The organism is Robertmurraya mesotrionivorans (genome assembly GCF_050971805.1).
Lineage (GTDB): Bacteria > Bacillota > Bacilli > Bacillales > Cytobacillaceae > Robertmurraya_A.
Genome location: NZ_JBPCCH010000007.1, coordinates 153,989 through 168,312, shown reverse-complemented (window position 1 = coordinate 168,312; position 14,324 = coordinate 153,989). Strand labels below are relative to the sequence as shown.

13 protein-coding genes are annotated in these 14,324 nt (G+C 36.9%); 5 read left to right on the top strand and 8 right to left on the bottom strand.

Annotation, left to right across the window (positions count from 1 at the left end; all coding sequences use genetic code 11):
- Nucleotides 1-11 precede the first annotated feature (11 nt).
- Together ACRX5O_RS13605 and ACRX5O_RS13600 are read left to right on the top strand one after the other, a co-directional pair.
- The gene (locus ACRX5O_RS13605; protein ID WP_433906450.1) at nt 12-962 is read left to right on the top strand and encodes an MBL fold metallo-hydrolase; all 951 of its coding nucleotides are present in this window, start codon (nt 12-14) and stop codon (nt 960-962) included.
- A 20-nt stretch (nt 963-982) separates the two neighbouring features.
- Nucleotides 983-1,228, top strand: coding sequence for a glutaredoxin family protein (locus ACRX5O_RS13600; RefSeq protein ID WP_433906449.1), 246 nt, complete (start codon nt 983-985; stop codon nt 1,226-1,228).
- A 15-nt stretch (nt 1,229-1,243) separates the two neighbouring features.
- Here the strand turns inward: ACRX5O_RS13600 and ACRX5O_RS13595 are convergent, their stop codons facing one another.
- The 3 genes from ACRX5O_RS13595 to ACRX5O_RS13585 all read right to left on the bottom strand — a co-directional run bounded on the left by ACRX5O_RS13595 (nt 1,244) and on the right by ACRX5O_RS13585 (nt 3,637).
- Nucleotides 1,244-1,876: a DUF3993 domain-containing protein gene (locus ACRX5O_RS13595; RefSeq protein ID WP_433906448.1), complete on the bottom strand. Its 633-nt coding sequence runs from the start codon at nt 1,874-1,876 to the stop codon at nt 1,244-1,246.
- Between the two features lie 234 nt (nt 1,877-2,110).
- A complete protein-coding gene (locus ACRX5O_RS13590) occupies nt 2,111-2,341 on the bottom strand; it encodes a hypothetical protein (protein WP_119707367.1) in 231 nt (76 codons plus the stop codon).
- A gap of 81 nt (nt 2,342-2,422) precedes the next feature.
- Complete coding sequence (locus ACRX5O_RS13585) at nt 2,423-3,637, bottom strand: EAL domain-containing protein (RefSeq protein WP_433906447.1); 1,215 nt, start codon at nt 3,635-3,637, stop codon at nt 2,423-2,425.
- A 189-nt stretch (nt 3,638-3,826) separates the two neighbouring features.
- Here ACRX5O_RS13585 and ACRX5O_RS13580 point away from each other — a divergent pair, with 189 nt between their 5' ends.
- Nucleotides 3,827-4,450, top strand: coding sequence for a C39 family peptidase (locus ACRX5O_RS13580; RefSeq protein ID WP_433906491.1), 624 nt, complete (start codon nt 3,827-3,829; stop codon nt 4,448-4,450).
- Nucleotides 4,451-4,675: 225 nt separating this feature from the next.
- On the opposite strand, the gene fadH is transcribed toward ACRX5O_RS13580, so the two are convergent.
- Entirely contained in the window at nt 4,676-5,440 is a 765-nt protein-coding gene (fadH, locus tag ACRX5O_RS13575; RefSeq protein WP_433906446.1) for a 2,4-dienoyl-CoA reductase, read from the bottom strand.
- Between the two features lie 194 nt (nt 5,441-5,634).
- Here fadH and ACRX5O_RS13570 point away from each other — a divergent pair, with 194 nt between their 5' ends.
- Nucleotides 5,635-6,516 carry a metallophosphoesterase gene (locus ACRX5O_RS13570; RefSeq protein ID WP_433906445.1) on the top strand — a complete coding sequence of 294 codons (882 nt, stop codon included), beginning with the start codon at nt 5,635-5,637 and terminating at the stop codon, nt 6,514-6,516.
- Between the two features lie 13 nt (nt 6,517-6,529).
- Here ACRX5O_RS13570 and ACRX5O_RS13565 read toward each other — a convergent pair whose 3' ends face one another.
- From ACRX5O_RS13565 to ppx, 3 genes are all read right to left on the bottom strand, one after another.
- Entirely contained in the window at nt 6,530-8,641 is a 2,112-nt protein-coding gene (locus ACRX5O_RS13565; RefSeq protein WP_433906444.1) for a putative bifunctional diguanylate cyclase/phosphodiesterase, read from the bottom strand.
- 336 nt (nt 8,642-8,977) lie between these two features.
- Entirely contained in the window at nt 8,978-11,068 is a 2,091-nt protein-coding gene (locus tag ACRX5O_RS13560) for an RNA degradosome polyphosphate kinase (RefSeq protein ID WP_433906443.1), read from the bottom strand.
- A gap of 14 nt (nt 11,069-11,082) precedes the next feature.
- Nucleotides 11,083-12,603 (bottom strand): exopolyphosphatase, encoded by a 1,521-nt coding sequence (gene ppx / locus ACRX5O_RS13555; RefSeq protein ID WP_433906442.1) that lies wholly within the window; start codon nt 12,601-12,603, stop codon nt 11,083-11,085.
- 186 nt (nt 12,604-12,789) lie between these two features.
- Between ppx and ACRX5O_RS13550 the strand changes: the two genes are divergently transcribed.
- Nucleotides 12,790-13,254: a YkyB family protein gene (locus tag ACRX5O_RS13550; protein ID WP_433906441.1), complete on the top strand. Its 465-nt coding sequence runs from the start codon at nt 12,790-12,792 to the stop codon at nt 13,252-13,254.
- A 41-nt stretch (nt 13,255-13,295) separates the two neighbouring features.
- On the opposite strand, the gene ACRX5O_RS13545 is transcribed toward ACRX5O_RS13550, so the two are convergent.
- A complete protein-coding gene (locus ACRX5O_RS13545; RefSeq protein ID WP_433906440.1) occupies nt 13,296-14,201 on the bottom strand; it encodes a chemotaxis protein in 906 nt (301 codons plus the stop codon).
- Between the last annotated feature and the right edge of the window lie 123 nt (nt 14,202-14,324).

The following is a 14,324-nucleotide window of genomic DNA, read 5'->3' as shown; positions in this document are numbered from 1 at the left end:
GAGGTTTTTTTTTGAAAAATGTAGTGAAACTCCTCGAAAATTTGTACATTATTGACGGTCATGACTTAGGACTTAAGAATAGAACAGGTAGCTACGTGCTAGTTGCCGACGAACTTACTATCATCGAAACGAGTGCTAGCCCCTCTGTCCCATACATCCTTGCTGGATTACAGGAACTAGGGTTCAAGCCTAGTCAGGTCAAGAACATTATTGTTACACATATCCATCTTGATCATGCTGGTGGTGCTGGGCTTTTACTACAAACCTGTCCGAATGCAACTGTGTACGTCCACCCTGCTGGTAAAAGACATTTAATTGATCCTACCAGATTAATTTCTGGAGCAAAAGCGGTGTATGGAGATCAATTCGATGAACTGTTTGATCCAATTGTTCCTATCCCTGAAGATCGTATAAGGTCGATGGAACATGAAGAAAAGCTTCAAATAGGACCACATCATGTACTTACCTTCTATCACTCACCAGGGCATGCGAATCATCATGTTAGTATTTTTGATGAATCCAATAAGGCGCTCTTTACGGGAGATACTGCGGGTGTCTACTATCCGGACCTAGAGGATACAGGCGTTAAGCTATATTTGCCATCAACGTCGCCAAATCAATTTCATCCTGACAAAATGCGTCAGTCTCTTAAAATGTTCAAGGAGCTAAAACCTCAATACCTCTGTTTTGGGCATTATGGAATTACTAAGCAACCAAATCAAGTGTTTATACAAGTGGATAGCTGGCTGGATCATTTTGTAGAGCAGGGAAAAAAAGCATATGAAGCTCGTACTTCTTTTGACGACCGAGTTCAATTAGCCTTTAATTACTTATTTGAAATGATACAAAATCATTTAGAATCTTATTCTATATCAAAAGACCATAAAGTAAATGAGGTCATTTCTTTAGATATGAGCATATGTGCTATCGGATTAATTGATTTTATCGACAAACAAAAATAAACCTTGAATAGAGTGATACAATGAACAAAGTTACCTTATATACCCAGCCAGGCTGTCCCCCTTGCGAATTTACGAAAAACTTTTTTAATGATCAAAAGATCTCTTATGAACTAAAGGATATAAAAAAAGATTCATCCGCTCGAGATGAATTAATTAAGCTTGGTTCTTACTCTACGCCAACCATTGTAATTAATGGAGATGTGATTATTGGATTTGAGCAAGAACGAATTATGGAAGCGCTAGGTCTATCAGATAAAAACGAGTAGAGCTTTTGTTTCGCTCTACTCGTTTCCAAATGTTATATAATGGTTGAAAAAGCTCGCGGTCTGCTTCATATGATGAAGAGTGCTAATCATTAGCGCTTGAAATGGATTGTTTTTTTCAAGACTACTCTTTTTCTCCTCTTTTTCAGGAACAATATCTGAGGATGGGTTAAAGTCATATAAATAATCACTTACTTTCCAATTCCCTGTATGCTCCTTTTTCAAAATGATAGCTTCATAATGGTCTTTGTAAGTTACCGGTCCCTCATTTTGCCCTTCAAAAAATTCATACACATAAATACTGTTTTTATTTATGACTATTTCTGTTTGGTCAGAAAATTGAAAAAACGGAATGTAGTAAGGTGCAAAGTCCATTCCATATGTAAACTGTAATCCATTCTCCTCCACAATATTTTCCTTTTTAAAAAGCTGATTATAGGAATCCGTAAAGTAAGGCTTTAAAATCGAATTTACTTCTTCTTCTGTTCTTCCTTCTTCACTTAACGACACCTGCGCCTGAAACGCTTCATGTAAAAAACCAAGAACATCTTCTCTGGTTTCAATCGTTGATACAGAAGCAGCTTGTCCAATTAAAGGAAAAAAGAATAGAATGGAAAATACCAATAATAGTATACGTTTTTTTCGACTCATAAGCTCACTTTCCCTTCCTCGTAATAATTTCCATTTTAACAACAATCTCAGCCCTTGATGCACGCATTCGTTCGTAAAATAACGCGCTAATCTGACATTTATATAGATGAAGTTACCCTTTGTGACAACAGATATAACTTTTTATGAAGAAAAAGGCGAAAAAATAAGGAAAAATACCTACAAAGATAAAAAAGAGTGTCTTACAAAAACAAAAAACCTCTACACAAGAGGTTTTTACGATAGGTTATAAAATAAAATAATTAGAATCAGCAGCAAGAAGAATATCCCATACGTTAAAAAAACAGGATTTCGCAAATATATATGCGATTGGACCTTTGTTGGAAGAGGTGTATCTGCTTCTGGTTTTAGTTGCTTTGGTCTTCTTGTTACGGCTAATGTATACCCCAATGAAAAAACGAGGACACCCATGGAAATAAATAATAAGATTGACATGTAGGTACTCAAGGAGAACTCCTCCTTTATAATTTGTCATATCTATACGATTCCACAATAGTCCTCGTTTATTCTTTTTATGAGTAGGGCAAATTATAACAAACCGTCATTGTCATAAAGAAAGGCATACGAAAGGTCTATAAACAAGTAATGCTTTGTACTTAATGGGTAAGAGAATGTTCGAATGTTATCACCGATTTCAATATCGCTATATACATCCGATAAAATACCTTTTTTCTCTAAGCGCATTTTATGAATATTTTCTAAGAAATAAGGTCTCCAGCTCCAGTTTTTATTCATATATTCGACTTGGCTAACCCATTCGTGATCACCTTTAAATAAGTTTGGTGACACTTGGAACCCATCTTCATCACAAATGTATAAGCGAAAAGCGATTGAATCTAATTCCTTCGTTAAGGATCCTAAAAATTCCTCATACTTTTCTTGCTTCTTATATTTGGACACCAAATCCTGCATACGGAGTTGAAAAGATTCTGTGATTTGATGTAAAGTTTCTATTCGTTTTTTCTCGTAGGCAATAAAACGGTGAAACTCTTCCTTTAATTTATCCTTTAAAATAGTGCGCTCTACAAAATCTTTTGCTGGTTTATGTAAGTAAAATCCTTGGTAGTATCTACCTCCATTTTTCCAGGCAAATTGGAGTTGGTATACCATTTCAATGTTTTCAAAGAGCAAGGTTGCACCAATTTTTCGCGCTAATAGAGAAAGTGAGTACAAGATATCTTGAAACCCTTGCGAAGCACGGTTAGAACGAAGGGCACGCAAGTCCACTTTCAAAATATTAGGAGATAGCTGGCCAATTCGATCCAAGTGACTGCTTTCGTGACCAAGCTTATCTATGGCTATTTTAATCCCTAGCGTCTTTAAATAATTGAGAAAATGATCTAGCTGATCAAGCTCACCTTTATAATTAGCTTCAGAAATTTCAAGCACATATCTATTTAACGGCAACCCAAGCTCTTCGTATTCGTGAAGCACTTCTAAAAAAGGATCATCTGCCCCCTTCATCAACAAATCCGCATCTCTGTTAATAAAGATTAAGAGGTGTTCATCAATCTCTAGAAAACGATCGAGTGCTTTTTTTAATACAACCTGGTCAACTTCCGTTCGATATTCTTCGGGAATACTTGAGTCATGAAAAAACGGACCAAGGCTTATATACTCCGAGCCATCATAGTACCTTCCTAATACCTCATAACCGATAACCTGGTGTTCATCCGCACTGAATATCGGTTGAAAAAAAGGAAGTACATTTTCAAGATCTGTTAAGATATCCAATGCATCCAATTACGATCGCTCCTTACATCCATCTTTTCAATAATTATACCATAAAAAGGCTTAATATTCCTTTTCCATGAACCTCTTCCATAAACCTTCCCTTATAATCACCTTTCCTTTTTTGCATTCTAAGCTTAACCACCGAAAGGAAGGTACAAAATGAAAATAAAATCAATGTTTCTATCCATTCTTTTAGTGATGAGCATACCTTTCTCAACATTCGCACAAAGCAGTGCATTGTTGGATGTTCCTTTAATCAAGCAAAATCCAGAATTAAGGTATGGTTGTGAGGTTACAAGCCTCGCTATGATGCTGCAATTTGCTGGAGTGAATACAAATAAAATGGATCTTTTCAATAAAATAAAAAAAGACAATGATCCATTAGTAAAACAAAATGGTGATATTATTCGTTGGGGAGATCCAGATGTAGGATTTGTTGGTGATATGACTGGCCAAAGGGCTGGATATGCGGTGTTTGATGGACCAATGATTGACTTAATTAATACTTATTTGCCAGGGAAAGCCGTCAATCTAACCAATAAACCGTTTCATGAAATTGAAGCACATGTTGCAAAGGGCTTTCCTGTTGTAGTGTGGACAACAGGTGATTACCGTTTACCAGACCGACCAGAATCTTGGATGCATGGTAATAAAAAAATAGATACACCTCTTGATTTGCATGCGGTCGTATTAGTTGGCTATGATCAATCATTTGTTTATTTGAATGATCCTTTATCGGGTAGAAAACAGGTAAAAGTGAATAAGCAACAATTTTTACAGTCTTGGAACGCATTAAAAAATAGAGCGGTTAGCTATCAATAAATTAGAAAAGCGCAAGTGCCCTGGTCAGCGCCGTATGGCCTGGAGCGCTCCAACTGAGATAAAGGAAACACGAAGAGCCAAAGGCGATTTGATGTTGACTTATCGTAGGGCGGAGAGCGAAGGACACTAGGCGCTAGGGCGCTGGAGCTAGACAATTTTCAAAGTTAAAAATCTTCTTTCATATTTTTTAAACAGGCTAGTTTCCGACTAGCCTGTCTTCTTATCTTAAAATGGATGCTGATTAAGCCATTGCCCACCGTCCATCGTAATACAATCTCCATTAATATACTGGGCACCTTCTGAGCATAAAAAGTAGGCCAATTCAGCGATTTCTTCAGGAGTACCTAGTCTTCCTAGCGGCACGCTTGAAAGAGTTCGATTGGCTGCCTCTTGGGACTCCCATAATCGTTGTGCACCACCCGTTCGTTCAATTGGTCCAGGTGCAATAGCATTGACTCTTATGCCATATCTTTGCCCCCACTCAACAGCGAGCGTTCTTGTCATGGATAGTACTCCCGCTTTTGCAGCTGCTGAATGGATCACCCCCGCACCTGCGTTCCAGGCATATGTAGCAACCATATTTATGATATTCCCCTTTATCCCTTTACTAATCCAATACTTCCCTACCTCGCTACTACAATAAAACGTACCGTTTAACACAATATTTATCACGGAATTCCATCCATTCACAGATAGTTTTTCCGCTGGACATATAAAGTTTCCGGCTGCATTATTAATGAGAATGTCTATCCGCCCGAAGGTTTCATCCGTCAGCTCGACCATTCTTTTTACGTCCTCCACTTCTCTAACATCCATTTTCACAGTTAGAACTTGGTCATTTTCTTTTTCAATTTCTTTTTTGGCCGCTTGTAGTTTTTCCTCATCTCTTCCTGTAATGACCACATAAAAACCGCTATCTGCAAACTTTTTCGCCATTGCTTTCCCCATGCCAGATGATCCACCGGTTATGATAACAACTTTTCTATCCATCTTCCATCCCCCTTTTTTTAAAAAAAGAATGAACATTCATTCATTTCTATTTTATCATTTTTTATTCTACATCTGTATACATATATTTCATGGACAAGAATTTAATCATGCCTTTTTAGTTCTCATATCCCCCTGATTTTGTTAGTATAGAGGGGATTGTCCTAAATTTAGAAATGAGAATAGGTTGATTAGTAATGAACACAAAAATGTCGAGAAGACGATTTTTGAAAAGAGGGATTGGCACTTTTCTAACGGGAATTGTTGCTGTCGGTGGAGGTGGCTTCTATGCTCGAGAAATTGAGCCAAAGCTATTAACGATAAAGAAACACACCATCACTCACCCCATGATTCCCAATGGTTTCAACGGCTTTAAAATACTTCAATTCAGCGATACGCATGTTGGATTTCAATATGATTTATCCCAACTTAAAGAATTGGTCAAAAAAATAAATTCACTTGAGCCCGACATGATTCTTTTTACGGGTGATCTAATGGATACACCTAATCAGTATGCTGAAATTAACTCAATCGCACCGATTTTAAAAAATCTCCAAGCTCCGTTTGGTTCGTATGCTATATATGGGAACCACGATCACGGAGGCTATGGTTCGGATTTATATCGAAATGTTATGAAAGAAGCTGGATTTACCCTTCTATTGAATGAAACTCATCAAGTCTCTCTTCTTACAAATGAGAGTTTGTATATCGCTGGGATTGATGATGCAATGTTAGGCAGGCCAGATATTCAAGCGACATTGGAAAGCATCCCTAATGAGGCTTATACCATCCTTTTATCACATGCACCTGATTTAGCCGACCAGGCTGCTGACATAGGAAATGTTCAACTCCAATTAAGTGGACACAGTCATGGTGGACAAATTCAAATTCCTTTTTTAGGAGCAATTATTAAGCCCCCGTTTGCCAAAAAATATTATGAAGGATTTTATCAAATTGGACAGACAAGTAATCCTATGTCTCTTTATGTAAATAGAGGCTTAGGTACAACAAGGCTACCCTTTCGGTTTCTCTCTCCACCCGAAATTACCTTATTTACTCTTCAAACACTACCAAAATAAAACAGACCGTCCATTATGAGTTGGTCGGTCTGTTAAAAATGGTTTGTTCAATTTCAATTTTACTCAACGGTTTTGAATAAAAGTAACCCTGTCCTTTATGACAGTTTGTATTTAAAAGGAACTTTGCCTGTGCTTCTTCTTCAATCCCTTCAGCAACTACTGTCATTCCAAGGCTATTTGCTAGGTGGATAATCGTTGTTGTAATGGCCGCATCCTTTTCGTTATTATGGATACCTCGGACAAACGATTGATCTACTTTGAGAACATCAATGGGGAAACTTTTTAAATAGTTTAACGATGAGTAGCCGGTACCAAAATCGTCAATCGCAATACTAATTCCTAAGTCCTTTAAACTTTTAAGTATTGGAGCAGTTTCAGCCGTATCCTGCATCACTCCCTCTGTAATCTCAATTTCAAGCAAGGAAGGATTAATTTGGAACGTCTGAATCGCTTTTTGAATCGTACTGACAAGAGTTGGTTGTTGAAATTGTTTCGCTGATATATTTATCGCAATCGTAATTTCTTCACCACAAAGATCATTCCATTCCTTTATTTGCATACAAGCTTGTTCAATGACCCAATTACCTATAGGAATAATCAAACCCGTATCTTCCGAAAGAGGGATAAATTCTGATGGCGGGACCAACCCAAACTCCTTTGAATTCCACCTGATCAACGCTTCAAAGCTATTGATCTTCCCGCTTCTTAGTTCTACCTGTGGCTGATATAATAGTATCAATTCATCACGCTCTAGAGCTTTTCTAAGTTGTGTCTCTAACGAAACGATATTGGCAAATGATTGTGTTTTATCACTTCGATAAAACTGATAATGAGCTTTTCCCTTCTCTTTCACACGAAACAATGCTTCATCAGCGTTTTTGATTAAAGTTTCTGCATCTTCACCATCCTGTGGATACATGCTTAACCCTATGCTTGGTGAAATATAATATTCATGTGAATCCAAATAAAAGGACTTAGCAAATCGCTTCAAAATATTTTGCGCCAATTGGTTCGCGCTTTGGCGATTTCCCTTTAGAAGAACAATAAATTCATCTCCACCCTGCCGGTATACCTTATAATCATCTGTTCGATCAACACTTAATCTTTCAGCAATCTTAATTAAAATTTGATCACCTGCAAAATGTCCTAGAGAGTCATTGAGTTGTTTAAATCGATCAATATCAATGGATAGAAGAGAAAATGGTTCCTCTTTATTACTTTCTGAATGATTTAAAAGAAGATCTAAATCGCGTAATAAGGCCCTTCTATTGTATAACCCTGTTAACTGGTCATGAAATGCCATGAACTTTATCGTCTCAGCATTTATCGCCTGCTCCGTAATATCTCGAAAAATCAAATAAATACCTGTAATTTTATTATGAATGGTAAAAGGAACCGTTTTTAATTGGACCGTAATTTTTCTTTTACTGCTGTTAACGAATCGGAAGTCTAAAGTTTCTAAAGATATCCCCGAGAGAGAATGCTCGATAAATTCTCGAAATTTATCTACGTCGGATTCATCAACAAAATCAAAAATTGATTTCTTCTTTAACTCATCGACCGTATATCCTGATAGAAGTTCACTAGCTGGATTCGAGTCAATAATATCTCCTACGTGAGTGGCGAGAATAACCCCATCCAGATTATGGTCCACAATAGAACGATAACGCTGTTCTGTCACTTTAAGCCGACTTCTTTCCGCCTCTAACTCTGTAATATCACGAGTTACAGACACAACAAATCTGACTTCTTGATTTTCATTAAGGACTGGTGTTAAAATCGACTGCCCATGAACCAGCCTTCCATCCTCTAATGTTGATTGATCAATAAGCACTTGAACTTCTTTTGATTCTACTACATTCATATATGCAGCTTGCAGTCTTTCAGCAGTCTCTGGAGGCATTACCTCAAATAAGGTTTTTCCCATCGTTTCCACTGTCAGCCTTGCATGTGTCGCACCAGATTTATTGGCAAAAACGTATCGAAACTGATCTCCATCCACCTTCATAATGAACACCATGTCATTAATATGGTTAAGGATAATATCAAAGATCATTCCTTCTATTTCACGTCTATTTTTATCATTAATCACTTCACGAGAGATTACCTTTTTAAACTGCTCCATCCCATCATCCTCGTTTGTACCTGAGCATTTGTTGTATTAAAACTTCTTAACTTATATTATCCTTAAATATCGATAGTATCGTCAAGTTGTTTCGTAAAGTGTACAACTTAAGAAGAATCATAAGAAAAGCGCAAGCGCCCTGGTCAGCGCCGTATGGCCTGGAGCGCTCCAACTGAGATAAAGGAAACACGAAGAGCCAGAGGCGATTCGATGTTGACTTATCGTAGGGCGGAGAGCGAAGGACACTAGGCGCTAGGGCGCTGGAGCTAGACAATTCTCAAAGTCGAAAATTTTATACTTTCTTATCTTTTAAAAAAAGAGATACTACTGTATCTCTCATTCCTCATCTTCTCTTAATTGATAGGTTTCTTTCATTAGTTCTACTTGATGGTTTAGTAAATTTTCATTGTTTGAGGAGACATAAGAGTACTTCCCATCTTGATGCAGTTCTCTTGCTTTTACATTGTCTGAAAGCTGGAGATTCAATATATGGCTGATTCTGGCTTTGTGATGATTTTCAAAGATTGGAAATAGAATTTCTACTCGTTTCTCCATATTTCTAGTCATCATATCGGCAGAAGACAAATATACCTTTTCCTCCCCGTTATGGTAAAAATAATAAATACGGCTATGCTCCAAAAAACGACCAACAATACTTATGACCCGAATATTTTCACTTACCATTGGAATTTTTGGTTTTAAGCAGCATATGCCTCGAATAATTAAATCGATTTTCACTCCAGAAGACGACGCTTCATAGAGTTTCATGATTAATTCCTTATCAGTTAGGGAGTTCATCTTTGCAATAATCCGTCCATTTTTGTATTGCTTATGATAGGTTATTTCCTGGTCAATTAATTCAATAAACTTACCTCTTATATCATAGGGGGCAACAACGATATGATCATACTTTGGCTTCTCTGTATATCCACTCAAAAAATTAAAAAAGTTTGTTGCATCAATACCGAATTTTCGTTTGGAAGTTAAATAACCTAAGTCTGTATAGTAATTGGCTGTTTGATCATTGTAGTTTCCGGTCCCTAAATGAACAAATCTTTCTATCGTTTGATTTCTTCTTCTAACTACTAATGTAATCTTACTATGCGTTTTTAAATGGGTCATACCATAAATAACATGACAGCCAGCTTTCTCTAGTTCTTTCGCCCAGTGAACATTATTTTCCTCATCAAACCTAGCTTTTAACTCGACTAGAACAGTCACCTGCTTTCCATTTTCGGCAGCATTTTTAAGAGCTGTAATAATGGGGGAATCACCACTTACACGATACAGAGTTTGTTTGATCGCTAAGACATCCGGGTCACTGGCAGCTTCGGTAACAAAGTCGACAACAGGTTGAAACGATTCGTACGGATGATGTAAAAAAACATCTTGTTCAAGTAGCTTCGTAAATAGATCTTCGTCAAAATCAAGATCCACTGGCTTTTGAGGAATAAAGGCTTCAAAGCTTAAATGCTCTCTTTTTCTTGATAAATGCTTTGAAAACTGAGCTAAAAATGTATGATCGAGTGGCCCATTAATTCTGTAGATATCCTCTTCATCTAACTCTAGTTCTTTTGTTATATGCTCAACAACAGAGTTATCAAAATGGTCATCACTCACCTCTAAACGAACAGCCGCTCCCCATTTTCGTTTTTTCAGTTCTTTTTCAATTTCTAGTAATAGGTCTCTTGATCCCTCTTCATGTATCGTTAAATCAGCATTTCTCGTAATACGAAAAGGGGTAACAGATACTACTTTATATCCTTTAAACAGCTTATGTATAAAGTAGCAAATCACATTTTCTAAAAGAACAAAGGAGCTACCTTCGTCACTTGGTATACTAATAAAACGATTAAGAACCGCTGGTACTTGAACAAAAGCAAGACGATTACTCACCTGGCCCTCTATTTCCTCTTCTAGCAAAACGGCAAGGTTTAAACTTTTGTTTGATAGCATCGGGAATGGACGATACGCATCAATAGCCATCGGAGTTAATACCGGAAAGATCTGTTCTTCAAAATATTCTTCTAAAAAAGAAAGTTGATTTTTATCCAAACTAGTAATGGCAAGGAGGTAAATAGATTCCTTTTTAAGTTCCGGAAGCAGGACGTTGGTAAAGGTTTCACATTGGGTATTCACTAGCTTATGAGTGAGCTTCGAAATTTCCTCGAGCTGTTGCTTCGGAGTTAATCCTGCCTTATTTTCTGGCCTATTATATCCAGCATCCACTTGGTCCTGTAATCCAGCAACTCTAACCATAAAAAATTCATCTAGATTAGAACTAAATATCGATAGAAATTTAAGCCTTTCAAGAAGTGGGTTACTCGTATCAAGTGCCTCTTCAAGTACTCTTTCATTAAAAGCTAACCAGCTTAACTCACGGTTATTATAATAGGAAGGTAGATTGTATTGCCTCTCACCATTCATTTGGTCTCCCATCCTTATCTTTCTGATATGAATTCAAGTGTAATGTTATATTTTAAAGACTTTTCTAAATGACGAATCTGCTTTTCCGCTTGATATTGTTCAACAAATGTATTTCCCACACAAGATAGTTGAATCAGGAGCTCATCCTGTCTCTTTTGTACTTTTATTTTCTTTACCAGCATACGTTTGGATGAATCCAAAGCAGAGGCAAGCTTCACCATCGCACCAGCTATTCGAATATCCTTTAATTCTCCTTTTGAAAACCATTCTATAAAAGGAGTGGAATATTGCTTTAATAGTGCCCAGTTTTTATACGATGCAATAAAGGCAAGAATAAGTCTTTCCTTATGCGTAATCCCGTCTATTGATTGATGGGCTAGGAGATTAAAGGTATGCTGGCTGCTAACATCTGAATCGACGTATTGCCCGATATAATATATGCGTGCACTTTGTTCAATTAGACGCTCACTATATTCATTTGTTTTATTCCCGAAAACATTAGAAAGTTCGAGATAAATTTGTTTTGCTAACCATGCCACATGATCGGAATGGCCCTCCTCAATCCCATAATCTCTAATCAGGTGATCAATACTACTTTCTAATATAAAATTAGATGGTTTCTTTCCCCCGCCTTTTTCTTTGTAAAGGATTCCTTCTCTTAGACCTCTTTTACTAAAAATAAAACGTGTTGCTTGAACATACATACAAAGCATGTCGAATACTTCAAGGGCTGGAAGGATGATGTCGGCTCTGTCTTTTGAAAGTCCCTCTAATTTTTCAATATCAGCAACCTCCATACTCTCCATCATTTGTAATATATTATGTAAATCATCAGGACTCATATCATACTGATGAATTCCTGCTAATGGATAGTTTTTTAAATGTTGATGAACTTGAGCGATGTTTCTCGCGCTCCCCCCGATGGCAACAATCGGAACCTGTTTGTTCTTAAGCCAAGGTAATGATTCTAAAGCTTCCAAAACCATTTTTTGCAGAGCCATTCTTTCTTCATTTGTCATCCGGCTCCCACTCATAAATTTTTCCTTTAAAGACACGACACCAAACGGAAAACTATGGGATTGTACAAGCGTCTTATTTTGATAATACGTAATTTCTGTGCTTCCCCCACCAATGTCAATGGTCACACCATCTTTTACGGCAGTAGTGTTCACTACGGCTAAAAAGCCAAGATATGCTTCTTCTTCCTCACTTAAAATTTGGATATCAAAGCCCAGCTCTACCTTTATCTTTTCAAGAACTTCATACTTATTCACCGCCTGTCGTATGGTTGCCGTGGCCACGCATTTTACTTCGTTTATACCATTAAAGTCAATAATTTCTTTAAATCCTTTTAGGATCGTAAGACATTTCTGAACTCCTTCATAGGAGAGAACTTTCTCTTCGTTTAAGTATTTTCTAAGCCTTGCAACAGCCTTAATATTTTCAACTTCCTTGTAGAAATGGTTGATGGTTTCTATATAAATCACTAATCGTATGGTGTTCGAGCCTATATCGATTACAGCCCACTTATTCATCTGTTCAAACTCCTTTACTATTCACTATTATATTTATTCTATTCCACGTTCGACATTCCTCTAACCATCCAACCTTATCAAGTACCTTGTTTTTTGTAATCAAAATTTCAGAACCATTTTCTTTCCAACTAAAAAAAGGTATAATAACAATACAGTAGTTTGAACGAGTGAAAGGAGCTCAAAACCTTGAGTCAGGAAAAAACACAACATCCTCCCTTAAAACCAACGATAGAAAACCTCTCACAGGCAATCTTCATTGTGAATCGTCATGCAAAAACCGCTCCAAATCCAAAATTTTTATACGAATTGAAGCGAAACGCCTTACAAAAGCTTATAAAAGAAGGAAAAGCAAGAAAGGAAGGATTACACTTCTCGAACAATCCTAGATACAGCCAACAACAATCAGATGTACTCGTGGTGTGTGGAAATTACTCCTTTCATCTCCCCCCATCAAAACAGGACTTCGAGAGTCTACCACACTTAGGAAAATTAGATAATAATATACGTAATCCGAGAGCTGTTCTATCTCTCAATCAGGCAAAGAAGCTTCTATCTAAATACACCGGAATGAAAGAAGAACCGAATGTTTCTTATAAGAAAAAAGGATATGAGAAACCAGTCTTTAAAAAATTAGGTGAAAGCTATTTTTAAAAAAAGGGTGTCCCTAAGTACTTAGGAACACCCTTTTATCATTATAATATATGCTTATCAATCAATTGAACTAATTCAGCTATTTCAGGTTTGCTAACCTGTGCATTTGCACCAACCATTTGTCCTTTATGACGAAGGTCATCGGTAATTAACGAAGAGAAAATGATAACCGGTAATTTTGCCGTTTGACTATTTTCTTTTAATCTTCTTGTAAAATGATGTCCATCCATTTGAGGCATTTCGATATCAGTTATAACGAGCTGAACTTCATCTGTTATGTTTTTCCCTTGAGAAGTGATGGCTTCTAAATATTGAAGGGCATCTTTTCCATTTTCAAAAAACTCAATATTGGTAAACCCTGCTTCATTTAGCGTGTCATGAAGCAGCTTTCTTAATAAAGGTGAATCCTCTGCAACCACCAATTTTTTCGTGGATCTTTCTCTTTGGCCAAGCTTCTTAACTTGCTGAACGTTAATCCCTGTTTCTGGGTTGATCTCAACTACAATCTTTTCAAAATCAAGTAGCAAGATCATTTCACCATGAAGCTTTACAACTCCAATAATTTGACTCTCCGGACCTTGATACATTTCTGAAGGCTTTTCAATTTGGTCCCAAGAAATACGGTGAATTTGTGTAACAGTATGAACGTGAAAGACAATCTTTTGCTTGTTAAATTCTGCAACAATAAATTTATCCTGTTCGGGAGATTGTGAAGGAGGAAATCCTAATGCATTAGCCACATTCACAACTGGTAATACTTCCCCTCTTAGCTCAATGATTCCCTCTACATGTGGATGTGAATGAGGTACTTGAGTAACTTGAACGGGATTTATTATTTCCTTCACTTTTATAACATTAATACCGAATTTATTTTTGCCGATACTAAATTCAACGATCTCTAGTTCATTTGTTCCACTTTCTAACAAAATTCCTTTTTTATTATCCATTAACGGTTCGACCCCTTTTGGCTAGCATTATATCTGAGTTAGCATACAAATACTATACCACGAAATGGTCTAATTAACAGTTAACTTTCACATAAAATATGTTACTTTTCTACCATCTTTAGA

Excerpts from the sequence above, each read along its gene's own strand:
- ACRX5O_RS13600 (WP_433906449.1), top strand. The coding sequence starts at position 983 with ATGAACAAAGTTACCTTATATACCCAGCCAGGCTGTCCCCCTTGCGAA.
- ACRX5O_RS13595 (WP_433906448.1), bottom strand. The coding sequence starts at position 1,876 with ATGAGTCGAAAAAAACGTATACTATTATTGGTATTTTCCATTCTATTC.
- ACRX5O_RS13580 (WP_433906491.1), top strand. The coding sequence starts at position 3,827 with ATGAGCATACCTTTCTCAACATTCGCACAAAGCAGTGCATTGTTGGAT.
- fadH (WP_433906446.1), bottom strand. The coding sequence starts at position 5,440 with ATGGATAGAAAAGTTGTTATCATAACCGGTGGATCATCTGGCATGGGG.
- ACRX5O_RS13570 (WP_433906445.1), top strand. The coding sequence starts at position 5,635 with ATGAACACAAAAATGTCGAGAAGACGATTTTTGAAAAGAGGGATTGGC.
- ACRX5O_RS13565 (WP_433906444.1), bottom strand. The coding sequence starts at position 8,641 with ATGGAGCAGTTTAAAAAGGTAATCTCTCGTGAAGTGATTAATGATAAA.
- ACRX5O_RS13560 (WP_433906443.1), bottom strand. The coding sequence starts at position 11,068 with ATGAATGGTGAGAGGCAATACAATCTACCTTCCTATTATAATAACCGT.
- ppx (WP_433906442.1), bottom strand. The coding sequence starts at position 12,603 with ATGAATAAGTGGGCTGTAATCGATATAGGCTCGAACACCATACGATTA.
- ACRX5O_RS13545 (WP_433906440.1), bottom strand. The coding sequence starts at position 14,201 with ATGGATAATAAAAAAGGAATTTTGTTAGAAAGTGGAACAAATGAACTA.